Source organism: Loigolactobacillus rennini DSM 20253 (assembly GCF_001436505.1).
Lineage (GTDB): Bacteria > Bacillota > Bacilli > Lactobacillales > Lactobacillaceae > Loigolactobacillus > Loigolactobacillus rennini.
This window is the reverse complement of record NZ_AYYI01000018.1, coordinates 15,191-35,553: the sequence shown is the minus strand read 5'-3', so window position 1 is coordinate 35,553 and position 20,363 is coordinate 15,191. Positions and strand designations below refer to the sequence as shown.

At 40.0% G+C, this 20,363-nt stretch carries 19 protein-coding genes, 1 pseudogene, 1 riboswitch and 2 other annotated features; of the genes and pseudogenes, 3 read left to right on the top strand and 17 right to left on the bottom strand.

The genetic code is table 11. The features are described from left to right. Positions 1-68: 68 nt before the first annotated feature. Positions 69-166: riboswitch (TPP riboswitch) on the bottom strand. A gap of 63 nt (positions 167-229) precedes the next feature. The 16 genes and pseudogenes from FC24_RS02945 to ezrA all read right to left on the bottom strand — a co-directional run bounded on the left by FC24_RS02945 (position 230) and on the right by ezrA (position 17,667). After that, complete coding sequence (locus FC24_RS02945; protein WP_057873385.1) at positions 230-1,060, bottom strand: amino acid ABC transporter substrate-binding protein; 831 nt, start codon at positions 1,058-1,060, stop codon at positions 230-232. 14 nt (positions 1,061-1,074) lie between these two features. Then, positions 1,075-1,647 (bottom strand): annotated as a pseudogene (locus tag FC24_RS02940) (amino acid ABC transporter ATP-binding protein); the annotation flags it as partial. A gap of 72 nt (positions 1,648-1,719) precedes the next feature. Beyond that, positions 1,720-2,382 (bottom strand): amino acid ABC transporter permease, encoded by a 663-nt coding sequence (locus tag FC24_RS02935; protein WP_057873383.1) that lies wholly within the window; start codon positions 2,380-2,382, stop codon positions 1,720-1,722. Positions 2,383-2,435: 53 nt separating this feature from the next. After that, positions 2,436-2,767, bottom strand: a binding site (T-box leader). A gap of 41 nt (positions 2,768-2,808) precedes the next feature. Further along, positions 2,809-3,603 (bottom strand): septum site-determining protein MinD, encoded by a 795-nt coding sequence (gene minD, locus FC24_RS02930; protein ID WP_057873382.1) that lies wholly within the window; start codon positions 3,601-3,603, stop codon positions 2,809-2,811. A gap of 3 nt (positions 3,604-3,606) precedes the next feature. After that, entirely contained in the window at positions 3,607-4,278 is a 672-nt protein-coding gene (locus FC24_RS02925) for a septum site-determining protein MinC (RefSeq protein WP_057873381.1), read from the bottom strand. Between the two features lie 53 nt (positions 4,279-4,331). Continuing rightward, complete coding sequence (gene mreD / locus FC24_RS02920) at positions 4,332-4,853, bottom strand: rod shape-determining protein MreD (RefSeq protein ID WP_057873380.1); 522 nt, start codon at positions 4,851-4,853, stop codon at positions 4,332-4,334. Beyond that, on the bottom strand, positions 4,854-5,711 hold the full coding sequence (gene mreC, locus FC24_RS02915; protein ID WP_057873379.1) for a rod shape-determining protein MreC: 858 nt from the start codon (positions 5,709-5,711) through the stop codon (positions 4,854-4,856). Positions 5,712-5,831: 120 nt separating this feature from the next. Then, a complete protein-coding gene (locus FC24_RS02910) occupies positions 5,832-6,836 on the bottom strand; it encodes a rod shape-determining protein (RefSeq protein WP_057873378.1) in 1,005 nt (334 codons plus the stop codon). A gap of 265 nt (positions 6,837-7,101) precedes the next feature. After that, the gene (locus tag FC24_RS02905; RefSeq protein WP_057873377.1) at positions 7,102-7,302 is read right to left on the bottom strand and encodes a cold-shock protein; all 201 of its coding nucleotides are present in this window, start codon (positions 7,300-7,302) and stop codon (positions 7,102-7,104) included. Between the two features lie 231 nt (positions 7,303-7,533). Then, the gene (gene radC / locus FC24_RS02900; protein WP_057873376.1) at positions 7,534-8,205 is read right to left on the bottom strand and encodes a RadC family protein; all 672 of its coding nucleotides are present in this window, start codon (positions 8,203-8,205) and stop codon (positions 7,534-7,536) included. A gap of 68 nt (positions 8,206-8,273) precedes the next feature. Continuing rightward, positions 8,274-8,930: an HAD family hydrolase gene (locus tag FC24_RS02895; protein ID WP_057873375.1), complete on the bottom strand. Its 657-nt coding sequence runs from the start codon at positions 8,928-8,930 to the stop codon at positions 8,274-8,276. 9 nt (positions 8,931-8,939) lie between these two features. Then, the gene (locus tag FC24_RS02890; protein WP_057873374.1) at positions 8,940-10,244 is read right to left on the bottom strand and encodes a bifunctional folylpolyglutamate synthase/dihydrofolate synthase; all 1,305 of its coding nucleotides are present in this window, start codon (positions 10,242-10,244) and stop codon (positions 8,940-8,942) included. Between the two features lie 104 nt (positions 10,245-10,348). Beyond that, a complete protein-coding gene (locus FC24_RS02885; protein ID WP_057873373.1) occupies positions 10,349-13,012 on the bottom strand; it encodes a valine--tRNA ligase in 2,664 nt (887 codons plus the stop codon). A gap of 63 nt (positions 13,013-13,075) precedes the next feature. After that, positions 13,076-13,284 (bottom strand) — a binding site (T-box leader). Between the two features lie 39 nt (positions 13,285-13,323). Then, positions 13,324-14,541: a tRNA uracil 4-sulfurtransferase ThiI gene (gene thiI / locus FC24_RS02880; RefSeq protein ID WP_057873372.1), complete on the bottom strand. Its 1,218-nt coding sequence runs from the start codon at positions 14,539-14,541 to the stop codon at positions 13,324-13,326. Positions 14,542-14,557: 16 nt separating this feature from the next. After that, positions 14,558-15,706: a cysteine desulfurase family protein gene (locus tag FC24_RS02875; protein WP_057873371.1), complete on the bottom strand. Its 1,149-nt coding sequence runs from the start codon at positions 15,704-15,706 to the stop codon at positions 14,558-14,560. A 245-nt stretch (positions 15,707-15,951) separates the two neighbouring features. Beyond that, entirely contained in the window at positions 15,952-17,667 is a 1,716-nt protein-coding gene (ezrA, locus tag FC24_RS02870) for a septation ring formation regulator EzrA (protein WP_057873370.1), read from the bottom strand. Positions 17,668-17,815: 148 nt separating this feature from the next. On the opposite strand from ezrA, the gene FC24_RS02865 reads away from it, so the two are divergent. Continuing rightward, positions 17,816-18,259: a GAF domain-containing protein gene (locus FC24_RS02865; protein WP_057873369.1), complete on the top strand. Its 444-nt coding sequence runs from the start codon at positions 17,816-17,818 to the stop codon at positions 18,257-18,259. Between the two features lie 208 nt (positions 18,260-18,467). Next, positions 18,468-19,079 (top strand): 30S ribosomal protein S4, encoded by a 612-nt coding sequence (gene rpsD, locus FC24_RS02860; RefSeq protein WP_057873368.1) that lies wholly within the window; start codon positions 18,468-18,470, stop codon positions 19,077-19,079. A 63-nt stretch (positions 19,080-19,142) separates the two neighbouring features. Here the strand turns inward: rpsD and FC24_RS02855 are convergent, their stop codons facing one another. After that, positions 19,143-19,763, bottom strand: a complete 621-nt coding sequence (locus FC24_RS02855) for a DUF1054 family protein (RefSeq protein ID WP_057873367.1) — start codon at positions 19,761-19,763, stop codon at positions 19,143-19,145. Positions 19,764-19,858: 95 nt separating this feature from the next. On the opposite strand from FC24_RS02855, the gene FC24_RS02850 reads away from it, so the two are divergent. Beyond that, positions 19,859-20,308, top strand: a complete 450-nt coding sequence (locus tag FC24_RS02850) for a YueI family protein (RefSeq protein ID WP_057873366.1) — start codon at positions 19,859-19,861, stop codon at positions 20,306-20,308. Positions 20,309-20,363 lie beyond the last annotated feature (55 nt).

Below are 20,363 nucleotides of genomic sequence, written 5' to 3'. Positions count from 1 at the left end.
ATCTGCCATCAATAATAGATAAATCTATTACCAACAACAGATATTGTAGAGCCTAATTAACTACAAAGAGGCCCTAAAGCTACAATTCCTACGCGTGCACTAACACAACAGGTTCAAGGGTCTGAACTTAATCACTCTCAGCTAAAAAGCTCCCCTTTGTAGATTTTAATTTAATTTTCTTAAGCATAAACTAATTGGCAAGTGCTGTCAATCTGATAATTAAACCAAATCATTTCTGTGGTAATGAGTTGTCCTCTCCAAACCATTTCTGACTTAAACGCTGCATAGTACCATTTTGATAAAGCACCTTTAAAGCAGCGTCGATTTTTTGTTGTAGTACACGGTCCGATTTGCGCATCCCTACCGCAAAATTTTCAGGAGCAAAATCACCACTAACAACACGGTAAGCTTGTGGATCAGACTGATGCTGAATGTAATAATCCGCATAAACTCGGTCAATCAGCAAGCCTTGAATCCGATTAGCATTTAAATCAATAAAAGCATCATTAAATGTACTATATAAAACTGGCGTTTGCTTTTTAATGTATTGCTTTAAAAGCTGTGGCTGTGCTTCTAAACTCGCATAACCAGATGAGCCAGTTTGAACACCTAGTGTTTTTCCACGCATTGCTGAAAATTGATTCAAATGATTTTTCTTCATTGTGACCAAAACTTGTTTATTTTGTAGGTAGGGCTGGCTAAAACGAACTGCCCGTTTACGGGCGGGCGTTATCGTATAGCCATTCCAAATTAAATCAATGGTTCGATTGCGCAATTCAGTGGCATTCATCGACCAATCAATTGTTTGAAAATCAACTTTAATGTGATAGCGTTTGAACACTGCACGAGCCAAATCAATGTCATAACCTTTAAGTTGGCCATTTTTTGCACGAAATCCCATTGGCACAAAGCTATCATCTAAACCAACCACAACAGTTTGACGCTGTTTAATCACTGGCCATGAATCTTGCTTTGCTGTTTGCCGCTGACAACCAGTTAGGATTAATAGCCCAACCACTAATAAACAGCTAAGCCAAAAAATCAGTCTTTTTTGGCGCATCTAACCACCTCTTTTTATAATGCCGTGACATGTTTGACGGCATCAGCAATTTCACGCGCAAACGCCAAATCGTGCGTCACCACAATTTGGGTCATCCCATCAGCCTTCAAGCTTAAAATCATTTTTGCAACTTCTTGCCTTAAATTCGGATCCAGTGCACTAGTTGGTTCATCGTAGCATAAGACTTGCGGTCTCATCGCCAACGCACGGGCTAGGGCAACCCGTTGCTTTTGCCCACCAGACAATTGATAGGGGTAAAGCCGCTCTTTGTCAGCTAATGCTAGCCGCGACAATAACTGCCGTGCTTTGGCTTTCGCGGTAGCCGCTGGCTGCTTTAACACTAAGATAGGCGCTAAAGTAATATTTTCTAAAACATTTAAATTAGGAAATAATTGGAAATCTTGAAAGACAACACCAATGACACTGTCCTGATTTTGATTCCGGTAAGGATCAAAAGGTTGTCCATTTAAATCAATCTCTCCAGAATCAATTGGTTCTAACCCGCTGATACACCTCAGCAAGGTGGTTTTACCCGCGCCAGATGGTCCTACGATTGCCAAAACTTCACCATCATTAACGGTTAAACTCAATTGTTTTAAAATTAACCGTTTGCCATAACTTTTATTGATTGCTTTAAGTGCTAACATTCATTCACCTTCTCATTTATAATAACTATAGTGTTTTTCTACCTTACGTTGACCAAAAGTCAAAATTGCAGTGAGTAGTAAATAACCAATTCCCACTAAAACTAACGGTAATAATGTAACATCGCGTGCCGTTGCAACGTTTCCAGCACGTAATAAATCACCCAAGCCAATGACATAAACCAACGACAAATCCTTCACTAAATTAATCACTTCATTACCAATCGAAGGCAAAACAATTTTCATCACTTGCGGTAAAATAATTTTACGAACTGTTTGCCAGTAAGTTAAACGTAAAACCTTGGCACTTTCATACTGTCCCGGATCAATCGACTGTAACCCCCCACGAAAAATTTCAGCAAAATAAGCAGCGTAATTAATGATAAATGCAAACAATGCCGCGTTATAACGTTGGAAAACAATATGAACAATCGGTAACCCGTAGAAAACAAAAATTAATTGCAACAATAACGGTGTTCCCCGCATGATCCAAACATAAACACCTAAAATTTGACGAACTACTTTGAAACGTGATGCACGTCCAAGACCCACTACAATTCCTAAAGGTATCGCACCGATCAGCGTTAACACAAAAAGTGATAAAGTTGTTTTTAAACCAAGTAATAATGATGGCATAATTTGGCTAGCGTACTGCCACTGCGCAACAATTCCATTCATTTAAAATCCCCCTTTTAATCCAATAACAAAAACGTCCCCGAAAACAATCTGTTTTCGAGGACGTTTTGTCGTGGTGCCACCTCAATTCGCATTGATTTCACAACCAATGCCTCTGGTAGTTCTCATAAAAAAATCCCCTTGAAGTTAATCACTTCAAGAGGACGATGCTGTCGTGTTTCCACCCCTAATTTACACTGCTTTCACAAGTCAGTGCCTCAGGTAGTTCAGAGAACTACAGCAGTAACGGGCTTTCCCGTGTACACCTAATCTGTTCAATGTACAGACATTCGCAGATGTGTTTTGCTATGCACCGCTATTTCTTTCCAGCAACCAGAAATTCTCTGTCTAACTGGCACATAACTACTATTCCGTTCAACGTCATTAATTATGGCAATTACTTTAGCATGTTTAAGTTTAACTGTCAACTTATTTTTTTCCAAACAGCCGCTGCCAAAAACCAACTTTTTTTTCTTTAATCGACATCAAAGGCACTGTTTCCCCTAATAAACGACGAGCAATGTTCCGGTAACCTTGACTGGCTGGATTTTTAGGATCTAGAACCACTGGCCGTCCATGATTAGAAGTTGTAATCACATCATCATCATCCAACACAATCCCTGATAAGGAAATGGATAAGTGACGGGTGATTTCATCAATATCCATCACTTCACCTTCATTCATCATGTGCTGCCGAATGCGATTAATAATTAATTTTGGTTTATGCGGCATCTCTTGTTGTTCCAACAAGCCAACCACCCGGTCAGCATCTCGAACAGCTGATATTTCTGGTGTCGTAATCACAATTGCACCATCAGCACCTGCAATGGCGTTTTGAAAACCTTGTTCAATCCCAGCAGGGCAATCGATAATAATGAAATCATAATCTGTTTTTAGCTCATCAACAATTGCTTTAACCTCACTAGGAACTAGTGCATCTTTATCGGTATTTTGGGCTGCCGGTAATAAATAGAGGTTATCTTCGAAGCGCTTATCTTTGACTAAGGCTTGGTGTAACTTAGCACGGCCACGTGCAACATCCACAATATCGTAAATAATCCGGTTCTCTAAACCTAATACAACATCCAAATTACGTAAACCGATATCTAAATCCATTAAGCAGACTCGCTTATTCTGTAAGGCTAAAGCAGTGCCAAGGTTTGCACTAGTAGTTGTCTTACCGACACCACCTTTTCCGGATGTCACAACCATTGCTGTTCCCATTACCTATGCCTCCCCAATTTGATTGTAAAGTTTCGGGCGAATTGTTTTCAACTGGTCAAGCTCGCCATAATCCAGTAAATGTAAATCATTGATGTATGTAACTGAGCGCGGCGTAAATTTCTGTTTACTATCCGCTAAAATATCTACACTATCCGCAATCCGAACCTGACTAGCACGGCTAAGATCACCCACAACAATTGCTGTATTTGAAGCGGGAAAACCAGCGTGGACGATTCCCTCGATGCGACCAATCGAATAAATACTGCCTGTAGCCCGTAAAATACCTCCTGGATGAACAGTTCCGATAAATAACACATCACCAGAAATTTTAACTTCTTGACCGCTACGGATAACCATGCGATTGAGGTGGATATTTTCTTGTTCTTTCAATGTCTGTGCTGTCGTCTTTGAAATAACGTCAGCTGTAATCCGTTCAACTTGAAACTGGGGATACTGTTCAATTAATGCCTGAACTTGTTGTTTTTCTGTTACAGATAACAGACGATTTTGTGTATCAATATTAAAGCCAACGGCAGCTTTTTCACCGTTAATTTGTTCTTGGCTCAATTTTTTAAAAAGTGTTTTCAATTCATCAATAATGGCCGAAAAAGCTGCATTTTGTTTCAATGTCAGCTGATAACCACCTTGATGTCCCTTTAAAACCACATATTGCATATCTGCCACTCCCTAATTACCACAATACTTAAATTTTAGCATAATTATTGCCATCAATAAACTGACCCTAGTTTCGCAATCAATTGGCGTAGTGGCAAATAAAGGATAATGAATAAAACTAAATTAAGCGCTAAAGTCGGCCCTAAAACATTGGGAATAAAATCATTTAAAGAAAGCGTAGTCTGACCCATAAAAGTGTTCATCGCGTAAACGGCACTTTCCAAAACAGTTAAATCAATCAAATAAATTGCACCGATAATCAACGGCGTTGAGGCAAAAAATTTTGCCATCCACCTTGTAAAATAAACTACTAAGGGAAACAAAAACATGTACACACCCAACACACCAGTATAAAAACTATCATACAACAGGCCTAAGACTAAAGCAGTTATCACCAAATGATTAAAATCAGGTGCAAAAAAAACCATTAATAATAACCCTAATACTGTTAAACGTGTAATCATGGTATTAGGAAATTGATGTAATGTTCCGGCAAACAGATAGCTGATTGATCCATCCAGTAACATCAGTAAACTCAGCAGACCACAAAGTGTCACTTTTTCTCGCATTCGCATTTAATCACCTGCTAACTGACGCTTAATCACTGTCACTACCGTGAAATCATCTAAATTAACTGCTGGTTTAACGGTTAAAGACAACGCTAAACCATAATTATCGTGTTTCACCTTGCTAACTTTACCAATGTACAAACCACGTGGCGTTAAACCACCTAAACCAGAAGTTTGTACCGTATCACCAACTTTAATTTTAGCGTCAGTGTTCAATTGACCCATTTTAAGTTGCCGACTTTGTTTATCATAGCCGGTCATAATCCCATTAGCAGTACCATTAGCTGTGACGACTTCAGCTGCAAATCGATTAGCAGATTGATTATCGGTTGTCACCAATTCTACTTTTGAATTTGTACCATTCACCTCAACAACCCGGCCAATTAAACCGGAGCCAGCCATCACTGGCATATTCTTTTTAATCCCAGCCAAACTGCCTTTGTTAATGACTAAATTATTTTGCCAGTTTGCCGGAGAACGGGTCAAAACTGCTGCGTTAATTTTAGTATAATCAGTTAGTGTGTTATCTAAGTTTAATTGCTTCTTTAATTCTTTGTTTTCTGCTTTTAACGTATTTGCCCGTGTTTTAGTTTGTGCTAAATCATCTAATTGCGCTTTTAATTTAGTATTTTCTTCATAGGTATTAATTAAATTGGAGACAGAAGAAAAACTATTTTTAACGCCATTTACTGGTAACGCAACAACTCGATCCGCAACCCCAACAACGTCATTACCAAAACGCTGAATTAAAGGCGGCGTTTTATCACTATTCCGAACACTAACAGAAAATGCCATTAACCCCATGCTAATAATGATTGCGATCAGAACAATGATTAATTTTCGATTTGAAAAAAATTTCTGCATAATGCTGCCTCCAACATCTTGCCACTAATTTATGATTGAGCTGACAATATTAATCGCTGAAAATGGCCAGCGTTCAACCGATCTTCAGCGATTAGTATAGGCTTCTACCAACCCATGAATTTAACGTTTCTTCATGATATCAATGTTTTTAAGTGATTCGCCAGTGCCGATTGCCACACAATCTAACGGTGACTGCGCCACAAAAACGGGCACTTTAGTTGCGTCTGCAATAACCTCAGGCAAGTTTTTCAACAACGCGCCGCCGCCTGTCAAAACAATTCCATGATCAATTACATCTGCCGCAATTTCTGGTGACGTTTCTTCTAAGGTCTCTTTAATTGCAACAATAATCTCATTCACAACTTCTTGCAAGGCTTTTGCGATATCTTCCGCAGTGATATCGACTGTCTTAGGCAAGCCGGAAACTAAATCGCGGCCGCGAACCGTAATGCCATCGATTTTAGCTGCTTTTTCTAACGAGGCAGAACCAATTTGCATCTTAACAGTCTCTGCAGTCCGTTCACCGATCAATAAATTGAAATGTTGCCGAATGTAATAAATCACCGCTTCATCAAACTTATCTCCTGCCATGCGAATCGAGCGACTCGATACAATGCCCCCAAGAGAAATTGTGGCAACATCAGTAGTACCACCACCAATATCAACCACCATACTGCCGGTTGGATCCATTACCGGTAAACCTGCACCAATCGCAGCTGCAAACGGCTCTTCAATCACATATGCATCCCGTGCACCAGCAACCCGCGTTGCATCAATCACCGCACGTTTTTCGACTTCGGTAACACCGCTAGGCACACAAACCATCACGTATGGTTTGCCTGCACCACGACCCTGCGACTTTTCCATAAAGTATTTCATCATGGCCGCCGTTGTATCATAGTCAGCAATGACACCGTCCTTCATTGGCCGAATCGCGACGATACTGCCAGGGGTCCGCCCGATCATATCGCGCGCCTCGGTACCTACTGCCACAATTTCATTAGTCTTAGTATTCTTAGCAACAACGGAAGGTTCACGAAGTACAATTCCCTTACCGTCAGTGTAGACCAATGTATTGGCTGTTCCGAGGTCAATTCCTATATTTTTTGTGCCTAATCCGAACACAGCGTCTCTCTCCTTCAATTCAACGAAATTCAAGACTGTCCACATAACAGGTTGAACTGCCATAAATAGTTTAACATTTTGCCTTTTAGATAAGTGAATTATAACATACTTATTTCTGATACAAAATGCCTTAATGCTTACTCATCTATCATACCGAATAATTTTTAAAATGATAAGCGATTTTGTAAACTTAATTTTTTTTTAGAAACTCAATGCAACAAAAAAGCACCGTCAGACAACGGTACTTTTACTGAATTAATTCAAATTATGCTTTAACGACATTAACGGCTTGTGGTCCCCGATCGCTTTCTTCAACGTCAAACGTTACTGCTTGGCCTTCTTCTAGGGTTTTAAAACCTTCACTTTGAATGGCAGAAAAATGAACAAAAACATCGCTACCATTTTCCCGCGAGATGAAACCAAAACCTTTTTCTGGATTAAACCATTTAACTGGGCCGTGTTCCATAATTAAAAATCCTCCTCGTGCCACTTGACACTATTTTTTGTAATTCTGATTGGTCCGATGGAGAAAGTTTAACTAGGAAACTTTGACCCATTACCCAACAAAAATACACTTTCAGTTTACCATGATAGCGGTTTATTGACAAGCTAACATCACTGACTTATCTTGATATAAAATCAAGTAAATCAGCAGCCAAAAATTAAAAATTGATGCTGCCAGTAAATTTCTATCACATCACATTTGTCCTAATTCTTTCAAACTAACGTACTGCTGGTGACCAATAATTAAATGATCAAGGCAGTCAATACCAATTAAGGCACCACATTCCTGAATACGCTGGGTGAACTTTAAATCATAAGCAGAAGGTTCCGTATGGCCACTAGGATGATTATGCACCAAAATAAATCTAGCAGCCGCAACCTGTAAACCATAGGCAAAAATTTCCCGGGGATGAGCAATGGCAGCATTCAATGTACCCCGAAACAATTCTTTTTCCTTGATAATTTGATTTTTAGTGTCCAAATAAATTGCAATTAAGTGTTCTTGCTGACTGCCAGCAAAACGCTGCACCATAAACTGACCAATCTGTTGACTAGAGGTTACCGTGCCAAAGCGTAGTTGAACCGCCTGCCGAATGCGATCACCTAATTCTAATGCTGCTTTTAATTCTAACGCCTTTGTTTGGCCAATTCCCACAATTTGTTCTAAGTCAGTCACACTGGCCTGTGCTAAAGCTGCCAATTGTGGATACCGTTGCAGCACTTGCGCTGCAACGGCCATCACAGGTAATTTCTTTGTTCCAGTACGCAACAAAATCGCCAATAATTGTTGATCTGTTAGACTTGCAGCCCCAGTGGCCAATAGTTGTTCCCGCGGCGTCAGTGACTGTTGCTTAAGTGCCAACATAAATTCGCTCCACTCGTTATTAGATTAAACGGCAGCCAAGAGCCGTCTAATTTTAAATTACGTGAGAATCAGTGACTTTTTTTAATTAAATCACGAACTGCAAACAAATCTGGGACAATTGCTGTCGCTTTAGCTTGCATAGTTTGCGTCGGTTTAATCAAATCTGGCACAATCACACAAGGAAGTGCTGCGGCTTCGGCAGCCAATAAGCCGTTTAACGAATCTTCTAGAACGATGGTTTTTGTAGCTGGTGTTCCTAAAAGTACGTGGGCTTTTTCAAACAAATCTGGCGCTGGTTTGCCCTGGGAAACATCATCAAAAGAAACAATTTTAGTAAAAGCATGCTTTAGATGTGCTGCAGCTAAAAATTGCTTAATTTTACTTTTAAAATTACTTGATGCAATAATTTTAGGGATTTGATGTTGATCTAAATACGCCAATAATGCATCTAAACCCGGTTTTTTAACTAATTTACCCTGTTGCAAAGCTAGTTGAATATTTTGATAAGTCAAATCAACAAACCGCTCTGCTTGGGAGCGCTCGCCTAATGCGTCAATTAACAATTCCATCATGTAACCGTCTGAAGCACCGATAAATTGATGGTAGAAACTGGTTGGAAACGATAGCTGCATTGTCTTAGCTGCTGCCAAATTAGCCTGATAGTATAGTTTTTCCGAGTCAAACATCAACCCGTCCATGTCAAAAATAACACCTTGTATTGCCATCATCAGTCCTCAACTTTCAAAGTAATGTCGTACTTCTGAAATAAAATACAATGATCCCGTAAATAATAGCATATCATCTGCTGACATCTTTTGTAAAACTGCTGGTAGTGCTTCTTGCCAGTGTTCGAAGACTGGTAGTGTCACTGGACTTGCTTCTTGCAATGTTGTTACCGACGCAACACGTGGATTACCTGTAAACTGTGTCAAAACCAAATGTACTTGCGGCAATGCTTGTAAAGTTGCTAACATTGGTACTAATGCTTTGTCCTTTAAAGCAGCAAAAACAACGTAAATATCAAGTTGGCCAAAATCTGCTTTTAATGTCTGAGCTAATGCTTGCATCGCTGGCTCATTATGTGCACCGTCCAGGACAATCAAGGGTTGTGCATTAACTTTTTCTAAACGACCAGCCCATTTAGCCTGTGCCAGACCTTGCTTTAAAGTTTTCACGGAAACCGATTGGTGAAGTCGTTTTAAAGCCAAAATAAAAGCAGTTAACGCAATTGCCGCATTGTCAACTTGATAAGCGCCTAGCATTGGAATTGTGGCATCTTTTAATTGTTGCTGCACACCGGTATAAGTAAAACTTTCTCCCCAACTAGCTAATGGTTGTCGCTGACTAACTTTAAAATCGCGCCCTAATTGATAAAGCGGACTACCCTTTTCCGCCGCCGTTGCCGTAACGACTGCCTGGGCTTCTGCCGGTAAACGACCACTAACCACAGGTTGGCCACTTTTAATAATGCCGGCTTTATGCTGAGCAATCTCAGCTAACGTATTGCCTAATAATGCCATGTGGTCATATCCCACTGTGACGATGACAGACACTAATGGCGTCACAACATTAGTTGCATCAGTTAAACCACCAATGCCCACTTCCACAATGACTAAATCTAAAGCTTGCTGAGCAAAGTAAACTAACATTAACAATGTGATGAACTCAAATTCCGTTATCTGATTAGTAGGGTCGGCAGCATCAAGTTTTGCCACTTTTGGGCCGACTTGATTAACTAGATTAAGTAATGCTTGATCACTGATCGGTTGCCCATCAATGCTAATGCGCTCATTAAATCTCGTTAAAAATGGCGAAGTAAATGTTCCCACGGTTAATCCTTGAGCATTAGCTAAGTGCCGCAAATTATTGACCACTGATCCCTTTCCGTTGGTACCCGCCACATGAATCACAGTTAACTGTTGCTCAGGATGATTAAAAGCTGCCACCGCCTGTTGAATCCGTTTAAGACTGCCTTCTTTATGCATTTTCGGCCGCCCGTGTATTTTTTGTAACGCGGCTTGATAATTTTTCGCATACATTGTAGTCACTCCATTTGAAATTTAACAAAGCTTGATCACTAAAAAAACCTAGTCTAACCAACAGTATAATCAAATCACTGTTGTAAAACTAGATTTTCTTAATCTTACATATTTTCTTTTAATTCGGTAATTCGCTGCTTTGCCACTGTTAATTGTTTTTGATAATCTTCTCGTTTAGTTTTTTGTTCTGCCACAACTTTACTAGGTGCATTTTGAACAAAACGCTGGTTACTAAGCTTTTTATCCGCACGAGCCACTTCGCTTTGCAATTTTTCAACCTTTTTTGCCATCCGCTGAATCTCAACATTTAAATCAATTAATTCAGCTAAGGGAATGTAGACTTCAGCGCCAGAGATAATTGCAGTCATCGCTAACTTAGGTGCCGTCGTCTTGGCTCCGATCGTTAAAGCTTTAGGATGAACAAAGCGCGCAATGTACTGCTGGTTTTGTTCAAAAATTGTCTGGACTTTTTTGTCTGTGGTTTTAATCAATACATTAATTGGGCTGGACAACGGTGCGTTAACTTTTGCCCGAATATTCCGCACCGCCCGAATCAATTCAATCAAATGACCCATTTGTGTCACTGCATCAGGATCATTTAGCTCAGCGTGAACCACTGGATAACTTGCAGTCACGATTGAATCACCAGTGTGCGGCAATTGTTGCCATAGTGTTTCAGTAACAAATGGCATTACCGGATGCAACAATTCTAAGGTCTGTACGAAAACATAAGCCAAGGTCTGTTGCTTACGCTTAATCGCCAGTTTATCAGTGCCATAAAGCACTTCCTTGCTCATTTCAATGTACCAGTCACACAGATCATTCCAAATGAAATTATAAAGTGAACGGCCGGCTTCTCCAAACTCAAAATCATCATATAATCTAGTCACATCGCCAATCGTTTCATTTAAACGACTTAAAATCCAGCGATCCGCCAAATCAAATTGCGCTGTATCCGGTAAAACTGCCTTGGTGTCTGCTGCTAAGTTCATAATGACAAAACGGGTGGCGTTCCAAATCTTATTGATGAAATTCCAAGCCGCATCCATTTTAGTGTAGGAAAAACGGATATCTTGGCCAGGCGTGGAACCTGTACTTAAGAACCAACGCAAAGCATCCGCGCCGTATTTATCAATTACAGCCATGGGATCAATCCCGTTTCCTAGTGATTTACTCATTTTTCGACCTTGTTCATCACGAATTAACCCGTGGATTAAAACATGCTTAAACGGTCGTTTCCCGGTAAATTCTAAGCTTTGGAAAATCATCCGGGAAACCCAGAAGAAAATAATATCATACCCAGTCACTAACGTATCAGTTGGAAAGTAACGTTTAAAATCAGTTGCCTGTGTATCTGGCCAGCCCATGGATGAAAATGGCCATAACGCACTGCTAAACCAAGTGTCCAATACGTCTGGATCTTGTTGCCAGTTTTCAGCATCTTTAGGTGCTTTCATGCCGACATAAACTTTACCCGTTTTTTTGTTATACCAAGCTGGAATCCGGTGACCCCACCAAAGTTGCCGGGAAATCACCCAATCGTGAACATTTTCCATCCACTGGGTAAACGTATTTTCAAAACGCGGGGGAATAAAATCAACACGCTGGTCAGAAGCTTGATTTTTCAAAGCAGCCTTTGCCAATGGTTTCATTTTAACAAACCACTGCGTTGATAACCGTGCCTCGACCTGCACGCCGGTCCGTTCAGAATGGCCAACACTATGAACAATCGGTGTTGTTTTCAATAGATAACCCGCTTGCTCTAAATCCGCCACAATGGCTTTACGGGCAGCAAAGCGATCCATCCCAGCATATTTTCCAGCACGTTCATTTAATGTGGCATCAGCATTCATTGTATTAATCCGTTCTAAGTTATGCCGGTTACCCACCTGAAAATCATTTGGATCGTGTGCTGGTGTGATTTTAACCATCCCAGTACCAAAATCTTGATCAACATATGGATCAGTAATAATCGGCAAATGCCGACCTTGTAAGGGTAAAATAACTTCTTTACCTACTAGGTTTTTATAGCGCTGGTCATCCGGATTAACGGCGATCGCAACATCACCAAACATGGTTTCTGGCCGTGTCGTGGCAATTTCAATGTATGGTTTGCCGTTAAATCGCATTTCTGCATCGGCAAAAGGATACTTAACGTGGTAAAATGCCCCTTTATCGTCATGGTGGATTACTTCAATATCTGATAGTGCAGTTTGTGCTTGGGGGTCCCAATTAATGATGTATTCACCCCGATAGATCAGTCCCTTATTGTACAAATCAACAAAGACTTTTCGTACGGCTTTGGATAACCCCCCATCTAAAGTAAAACGCTCACGAGAATAATCAACGGAAATACCTAATTTTGACCATTGTTGATGAATAATATCCCCGTATTCATGAACCCATTGCCAAACTTGGTCAATAAATTTTTTACGACCTAAATCATAGCGGCTGATGTGTTGTTCACGTAAATGACTTTCGACTTTTGCTTGGGTGGCAATTCCAGCGTGATCCATCCCAGGTAACCACAAAACATCATAGCCTTGCATCCGTTTTTGCCGAATCAGCATATCTTGCAAAGTCGTGTCCCAAGCGTGCCCTAAATGTAATTTACCAGTTACATTAGGTGGGGGAATGACAATTGAATAAGGTTTAGCATCAGGGTGATGTTGTGGCTTAAACAATCCTTTCTCCAGCCATTCTTGATACCGCCCAGGTTCAACCTGATGCGGATCATACTTAGTTGACATTGCTTTATCGTCTGTCATCCTCATTGATCCTTTCTCTATTACGCAGCATGATTTACACTAATAAAAAAGCATCCGCCCCATTGCTAGGACGAATGCTGACTCGCGGTACCACCTAAATTGCGCATAATGCGCCACTTCAACGAAATAACGGTTTCTACCGGCTGTTTCTACTTAGATTTCAAAACAACAGCTCCCAAGTTACTTTCATCAATGACTTGCGCAAAGTTTGCAGCGACCACTTTTTCTCTAAACCACGAGGCCATTATTACTGACTTGTTCATTGCTTTGAGACTACTGTAGCAAAAAAAACGGTTAAAAGCAACGCTGAATTATAGCAATTGATTAATTTCTGATTGATCCTGCGTCAAAAATTGGTCGTCTGGCTTAATTTCCGTTACTTTAATCCCAGCTAACGCTTCCTTCATCAAACCAGCAACATCAATTAAATCTTCATAATGCCGTGTCCGCATTAAGTTTGGCTTAGTTTTAGGTTTAGGCGGTGCAAAAATTGTGCAACAATCTTCAAATGGTAAAATGGACAGATCAAAAGTATTAATCCGTTGGGCAATTTTAATAATCTCATTTTTATCCAAGGAAACGACTGGACGCAAAACCGGCGTAGTTGTAACATCATTAATCGCCGCCATGCTCTCTAAAGTTTGTGAGGCGACTTGGCCTAAAGATTCTCCGTTAAAAATTGCTAAGCCATGACGTTGCTGGCGAATTTCATCCGTTAACCTTAACATTAAGCGGCGCTGCACAGTCATTAAATAGCCTTCTGGTACTTTATTTTTAATTTCTTCTTGAATATGAGCAAAAGGCACTTCGATAAATTGAATGCTGCCACCGTAAACAGCTAATTTAGCTGTCAACGCTTTGGCCTTTGCCAGTGCTTTGGCACTAGTATAAGGCGGACTATAAAAATGAACCATTTGGATGTCAACCCCACGCTTTAAAGCTAAATAACCAGATACTGGCGAATCAATGCCACCAGAAAGCATTAACATTCCGCGGCCTGCTGAACCTACAGGTAAACCACCAGCACCTTGAATTGTTTCGCTTGAAAGGTAAATACCGTCTAGGCGAACTTCAACCCGCAACGTAATATCTGGATGATGAACTTGAACTTTGATTCCCGGAATCTGATCTAATACAACCCCACCTAAATCTGCATTAATTTCATTAGTGTCCATTTCAAAATGATGATCTGAGCGTCGGGTATTAATTTTGAACGTCTGACCTGGCTGATATTGCGCTTTAATCATTTTAACTGCCATTTTACGAACCTGGGTCATATCGCGTTCAACGCGGACTGAAGGGGAAAAATTTTGAATCCCGAAAATTTGCTGCAAACGGTGCATAACTGCTTGGCTATCTTCACCATTTAAAATCACGTGCAAGCGATCACGATGTGCCCGAATTTCTAAATTACTAAAACGACGCAAGGCTTTTGTGACATTACCTTGTAGTCGACCGATAAACCGGCGCCGGTTTTTGCCTTTAGTAGATAATTCACCATAGCGCACCATAATTTCTGTATATGTCATTCATTTCTTCCTTCCATTATGAATTAATCAACTGAAAACGCGCATAAATTTTATCAAAGGCGGCATTAAATGCTTGTGCTTCCGCTAAAGTATTATTTTCATCTAACGAAATGCGGATTGCACTGGTTGCCACATCATCAGCAATTTTCATAGCAGCTAAGGTGCCTGAAATATCGCCACTGCGCGATGAGCAAGCACTAGTCGTTGAAATATAGATGCCATGATTCTCAAAGGCGTGAACAATGGTTTCTCCACGCACACCAGCAATACCAAAACATAAAATGTGCGGTGCAAAATCAGAATTATCTTGCGAAAATAAAGTTACTTTAGGTGCTTGTGCAACGTGATGATACACTTTATCTTTAACCGCCTGTTGTTGTTTAACTTTAGTCTGTTCATCGGTTAATAATAACCGCAACGCCTTAGCCATACCAGCAATAGCAGGTAAGTTTTCGGTCCCACTACGCCAATTACGCTCTTGACCACCACCAGTTAGCAAAGGTGCAAGCTGGCGACCACGCTTAGCGTAAATAAACCCAGTTCCCCGCGGACCATGAAATTTATGTGCCGAGAAAGTTAAAAAATCGATTCGGGGCAACCTGAGTAACGATAATAACCCTTTACCAATTGATTGCACCGCGTCCACATGAAAGTGAATTTTAGGATATTGTCTTAAAATTTTAGCTGCCGCCGCCAACGGCTGGATACTTCCGATTTCATTATTAACTGCCATAATGGACACCAAAATGGTATCAGGCCGAATGGCTGCCTGAAGATCAGCTGGATCGATTTGTCCCTTTTCGTCGACTGGCAAATAAGTGACTTGGTAGCCTAACTGTTCTAATTGTGCCATTGAATTCTTAACTGCTGGGTGTTCAACAGCTGTGGTAATTAAATGCTTGCCAAACTGACGCTTAGCTAAAGCTGTTCCCTTAATTACCCAGTTATCGCCCTCTGTACCACCACTGGTAAAATAAATTTCATCCGGTTTTGCGTGAATCAACTCCGCAATTTGTTGCCGTGATTGCCGTAATAAACCAGCAGCCCTATCACCCAAATTGTGTAAACTCGATGGATTACCAAAAAAGTCTTGGCTAACTTGTTGATAAGTTTGTAAAACTTGCGGCGCTGCTAAAGTCGTCGCACTATTATCAAAATAAATCATATTTAATCTTCCTCTAAATTGGATTTAAAAATACACGGCCTGCAACTAAATCCCAAGGATTTAATACTTCTGACTGATACCTCTAAATCATAATACTAACTTTTAATAAGTTAAAGTGCAATTAAAAGCGTGCTTCATCAGTAAATTAACTTGGCAAATTAACATTCTCCAACTGATAATCTTGGTTATCGAATGTCATTAATTTTGCGAAAAATTTTTTGATAAAGCACGTTTAATATTATGATTTAAACCTCTAAATCTTGATCTTTTGTTTTATAGTAGGTCTCTTCCACTTTCTTATAACTACCTGGTTCCACTGTTTCCAAAGCAGTCGCAATTGTTTCCGCAGCTTTTTTATAATCAAATTCATGGTTAAACAACTGCAATGCCTTTTGACTTGCTTGTGCAATATTATCATGGCTATGCCGATAACGATTTGCATATTGCAATAGCTGCTCAGTCAATAACGCACTATCAATAGTGTCCGCTGTTTCCTCTTTTAATTTATTCAAATCTTCTTGAGTCGCGATTAACGATTTCGTGATGGCGTCTAAATCAATTTTTACTTGATTTAAATCTTGATCTAATTGATCAATTTCATCAGCAACTAAAAAGAAAAAGTCTAAATACTGTCGTGATAGGCCAGGCAAATTCAATTTTTCAACTTGCCGTTTGATGTTACGAATTTCTAACTCAAATGATTGCAGTGAACGCTGGGCTTCCTTCTCTCCTTTTGTCAGCCCTTGAACACTATCATGAATGGCTTTTTGCTTTTTTTCTACATTAGTTAACGTTGCAAATGCCGTTTTATAATTTTCCGCTACCAATGAATAGACAGCTGTTTGATCCGCTATACTTTGCGTATCATTTTCAAATGTTTTTCGAATTTTGGCCAATTGCTGCTTTAATTTTAACGTTTGCCCTAGTTCATCATTATTTAAGCTATAACTTTGGTTAAGATGATCTAGTTCAACTTGCAATAGTTGGTTTTGTTTTTGTGCGTGTTGAATGAAAGCTTGTAATTCATCAGTTCGTGTAGAAACGGTCTGATGCGCCTTAATTTCAGCTTCCATCACATCGTATAAATGGTCGATGCGCCGGGCAATATTTTGATTAGTGGTTTCAATCGTTGCCAAATCTAGCTTTTTTAGCGACTGCCGTGTTTGGTTAACACGCTGATCAAGTGCCGTTAATTCAGCATCAATGTCAATATCATAAAACTGATAGTTTGCCGCTGCCAACTGCTGGTAACCCTGACGTAACTCATCTAATTGTTCTGGAAATTCATTGTTTAATTCCTTAAAGCGCGGCGGGATTCGCTTCATCAAATCAGCCAATTCAGTAATATCCTTATCTAATTGAGCAAGGATTTGCTTTGCTTCTACATGGTCACCAGAACTAGAAAAACGTTGATATTTATCAAACGACGTTTCTAAATAACTAAGCTTTTCTTCCAAACCATCTGCAGCAGCACCATAAGAAAAACTTTTGGTCAGCAATTGTTTGCGCAATTTTTGATAAACTTCCCGTAATTTTTTTGCTTGTGTTTGGTTAGCTTCTGCATCTGCTTGAATTTTTTTAAATCCAGCTGAAATTTCATCCAATGCACCATGAATCGTTTTTAATTGTTCAGAGACTTGCTTCATAATCTTAGTTGCTGAAAGAAACCGATAACGGTTATTCGCAGTTTCAGCAGCTAACAAATGCTGGTCAAAATCTTGGAAGCCATGTTTTTGGATTTCTTCTAACCGCTTTTGCCATTTGGCGTATTCATCTTGACTCTGCCCAGCCAAGCCTTGTTGTCGTGCAGCAGCCATCACTTTTTTGAAGGGTAATTTTGTTAATTCTTCTTTTTGTGTTTGTAATGCATCAATTTTTTTAGAATTACGCCGCTGGTATAAAATAATCCCACCATACAGCAATAATGCTAAAATAATAATACCGATCAAAAGTAACTCCATCAATACAACCCCCGTCACGTTTCACAGTTTACCTTGCATTTATATGTATAGGTCATTAAAATCTAATCTAAATTATATCATAGTGACCGCAAGCCATCACTAGGAATCACAAAACTATCCGATTTTTATTAATAAAGGAGTCCCTTTCATGTCAAATAATTCATTGCTCACACAACAATTAGAAGCTTTATTAAAGGATGAGACTAACACAGTCGCTAATTTAGCTAACGCCGCTGCCCTTTTAAATCAATCCTTAAACCAGATCAATTGGGTGGGCTTTTATTTATATCAACCGGAAACAGATCAGCTCGACCTTGGTCCTTTTCAAGGAAAAGTAGCCTGCATGCACATCATTAATGGCACAGGTGTTGTCGGTACAGCTTTTGCTCAGCAAAAGACTCAAGTCGTTGCCGATGTTCATCAATTTAAAGGCCACATTGCTTGTGATAGTGCAACTAATTCAGAAATTGTGGTCCCATTGGCCAACCAAAAAGGCGTCCTCGACATTGATTCCGTTCAGTTTAACCGCTTTTCACAAGCTGACCAGGCTGAGCTGGAAAATTTTGTCGTTGCTTTAAACCACTACCTGTAAATCGCCATTGACTTGTCCCGCTCCGTTTGCTACACTTAGTCTCGTGTAAAATAATGCAGCAGTAAGTGGTAAGCACGTCAACAGTTCGTTGCTCCAAGTTCAATTAGTAACCTGCGGCTGCATAAGGCGAAAATTGCAAAACAAACTGCACGTATACTGAACTTACATTCGCTTATTTTACTCCAAAAAATTTATTGGAGGAATTTCAATGTCACGTTATATTGGTTCACGTTGGAAAAAATCCCGGCGTCTAGGCATTTCATTGTCTGGTACCGGAAAAGAATTAGCTCGGCGCCCTTACGCACCAGGTGATCATGGTCCAAATAGTCGGCGTAAGTTATCTGACTATGGTATTCAGTTACGTGAAAAACAAAAGCTACGTTACATGTACGGTTTAAACGAACGGCAATTCTCTAACCTGTTTGAAACTGCCGGTAAAATCAAAGAAGGTAAACAAGGTGTTAACCTGATGATTTTACTAGAACGGCGTTTAGATAACATGGTTTACCGTTTAGGCTTAGCAACAACACGGCCACAAGCACGGCAATTAGTCAACCATGGCCATATCTTAGTAGATGGCAAACGGGTTGACATCCCTTCTTACCGGGTTAATATTGGTCAAGTGATTTCAGTACGTGAAAAGTCCAAAGATCTTTTGGTCATTCAAAATGCATTGGAAGCTGTTGTTGGGCGGCCAGCTTTTGTCAGCTTTGATGCCGACAAACTAGAAGGCTCATTAACACGTTACCCTGAACGGGACGAATTAGAACCAGATATTGATGAAACACTTGTCGTTGAATACTACAACCAGTTGCTGTAATCTCAACCAAGTTAAGCAAAAAGGTGATGACCGAAGTCATCACCTTTTTTGTATTCTCCATTACTAGTCTGTGGGAATACCGGACAATAAATTGCGATAAAGTGGCGTTAACTGTTTAACGGACTGCTTTATTTCTTCTTCAACTGCACCTGGCGTTTGAAAAACTTGATCATTTGATTGCCAAAATTTGCCTAATAACCATTCTCCCCGCTTTACCGTTTTAAACCGCTTTGTTTGTGCCTCCAACTGTTTTAAAGTAAATGGCTGACTGGCTTTTGCCATGTGATTACCTGATAATTGCCAATTTGACGATGGTAAATTAGTGATCAAGTCGCGTTTTTGATCTAAGATTGCTGCATATGGCGCCGGCTGCTGAATATTTTCTAATAGACAAAGCCAAACAAACAGCCGATCTGCCCACAAGCCGACTTCAAAATGTGGTACCATTTTATAGCCACGTTTATACGGCCCCACCGCAAACCAAGTATTTGGTGCGGGATTAGTATGCCGTCGTAAATGTTTAGCAACATTAACATAAGTAGGCAATTGAGCTTTTGCTAACTGTGAAACTAACTGCGCCCCTAATGCTTCAAATTTTGGATCCAATTGTTCACGGATTAGTGCCATGCGCCCTGCAACGGTCTGATCATTAAAAACAGCAAAATCTTGTTGTGTAAAAGCCATTTTTTCACTCCTTAATTGTTAAAAATTTGGTTTATTTTTTAAATATGCTATACTCACGTTATTGTATCAAATAATTCATGAAAGGGTTGACCATTATGGCGGAAAATAACGACTTAAATAAAGAAATTGAAAGCCGCATGACGGGAACCCCCCAGACAAAACCGGATGAGCGTCGGCAGTATTTAGGTTCATTGCGCGAACGCGTTTTAGTCCGAGCAACCGTACAGCAAATTGCACAACCACAAACTTTAGCTGCTTTTAAACAAGCTGCACCGCAATTTAAACCAGCTAAATTACTACTCAATGGTAAATTAGATCCAGCGCAATTAAAGCCCTACTTGCAATACGCCAATCAACATGGCTTTGCTTTCACCATGGTAAATAATGACACTGCCCATACAACACCAGAAGCAACCGGATTGTTGTTAGTTGCCGCCCAAGCAGTTAATCAAGACAACATCGATATCAGTCAGTATGAACATGAAGCCGCAACTGCCGATAAACCTAAAAAATCGCTACTGGATGAATTATTCCATCGTAATTAAACCGCTAAGCTAAACAGTGCTAATGAGTACTTTGAGACTAAACAATCGTCGCAAA

What these genes read in the sequence shown, in the direction of transcription:
- FC24_RS02945 (WP_057873385.1), bottom strand. Translation starts at nt 1,060, where the DNA reads ATGCGCCAAAAAAGACTGATTTTTTGGCTTAGCTGTTTATTAGTGGTT.
- FC24_RS02935 (WP_057873383.1), bottom strand. Translation starts at nt 2,382, where the DNA reads ATGAATGGAATTGTTGCGCAGTGGCAGTACGCTAGCCAAATTATGCCA.
- minD (WP_057873382.1), bottom strand. Translation starts at nt 3,603, where the DNA reads ATGGGAACAGCAATGGTTGTGACATCCGGAAAAGGTGGTGTCGGTAAG.
- FC24_RS02925 (WP_057873381.1), bottom strand. Translation starts at nt 4,278, where the DNA reads ATGCAATATGTGGTTTTAAAGGGACATCAAGGTGGTTATCAGCTGACA.
- mreD (WP_057873380.1), bottom strand. Translation starts at nt 4,853, where the DNA reads ATGCGAATGCGAGAAAAAGTGACACTTTGTGGTCTGCTGAGTTTACTG.
- mreC (WP_057873379.1), bottom strand. Translation starts at nt 5,711, where the DNA reads ATGCAGAAATTTTTTTCAAATCGAAAATTAATCATTGTTCTGATCGCA.
- FC24_RS02905 (WP_057873377.1), bottom strand. Translation starts at nt 7,302, where the DNA reads ATGGAACACGGCCCAGTTAAATGGTTTAATCCAGAAAAAGGTTTTGGT.
- radC (WP_057873376.1), bottom strand. Translation starts at nt 8,205, where the DNA reads ATGTTGGCACTTAAGCAACAGTCACTGACGCCGCGGGAACAACTATTG.
- FC24_RS02895 (WP_057873375.1), bottom strand. Translation starts at nt 8,930, where the DNA reads ATGGCAATACAAGGTGTTATTTTTGACATGGACGGGTTGATGTTTGAC.
- FC24_RS02890 (WP_057873374.1), bottom strand. Translation starts at nt 10,244, where the DNA reads ATGTATGCGAAAAATTATCAAGCCGCGTTACAAAAAATACACGGGCGG.
- FC24_RS02885 (WP_057873373.1), bottom strand. Translation starts at nt 13,012, where the DNA reads ATGACAGACGATAAAGCAATGTCAACTAAGTATGATCCGCATCAGGTT.
- thiI (WP_057873372.1), bottom strand. Translation starts at nt 14,541, where the DNA reads ATGACATATACAGAAATTATGGTGCGCTATGGTGAATTATCTACTAAA.
- FC24_RS02875 (WP_057873371.1), bottom strand. Translation starts at nt 15,706, where the DNA reads ATGATTTATTTTGATAATAGTGCGACGACTTTAGCAGCGCCGCAAGTT.
- ezrA (WP_057873370.1), bottom strand. Translation starts at nt 17,667, where the DNA reads ATGGAGTTACTTTTGATCGGTATTATTATTTTAGCATTATTGCTGTAT.
- FC24_RS02865 (WP_057873369.1), top strand. Translation starts at nt 17,816, where the DNA reads ATGTCAAATAATTCATTGCTCACACAACAATTAGAAGCTTTATTAAAG.
- rpsD (WP_057873368.1), top strand. Translation starts at nt 18,468, where the DNA reads ATGTCACGTTATATTGGTTCACGTTGGAAAAAATCCCGGCGTCTAGGC.
- FC24_RS02855 (WP_057873367.1), bottom strand. Translation starts at nt 19,763, where the DNA reads ATGGCTTTTACACAACAAGATTTTGCTGTTTTTAATGATCAGACCGTT.
- FC24_RS02850 (WP_057873366.1), top strand. Translation starts at nt 19,859, where the DNA reads ATGGCGGAAAATAACGACTTAAATAAAGAAATTGAAAGCCGCATGACG.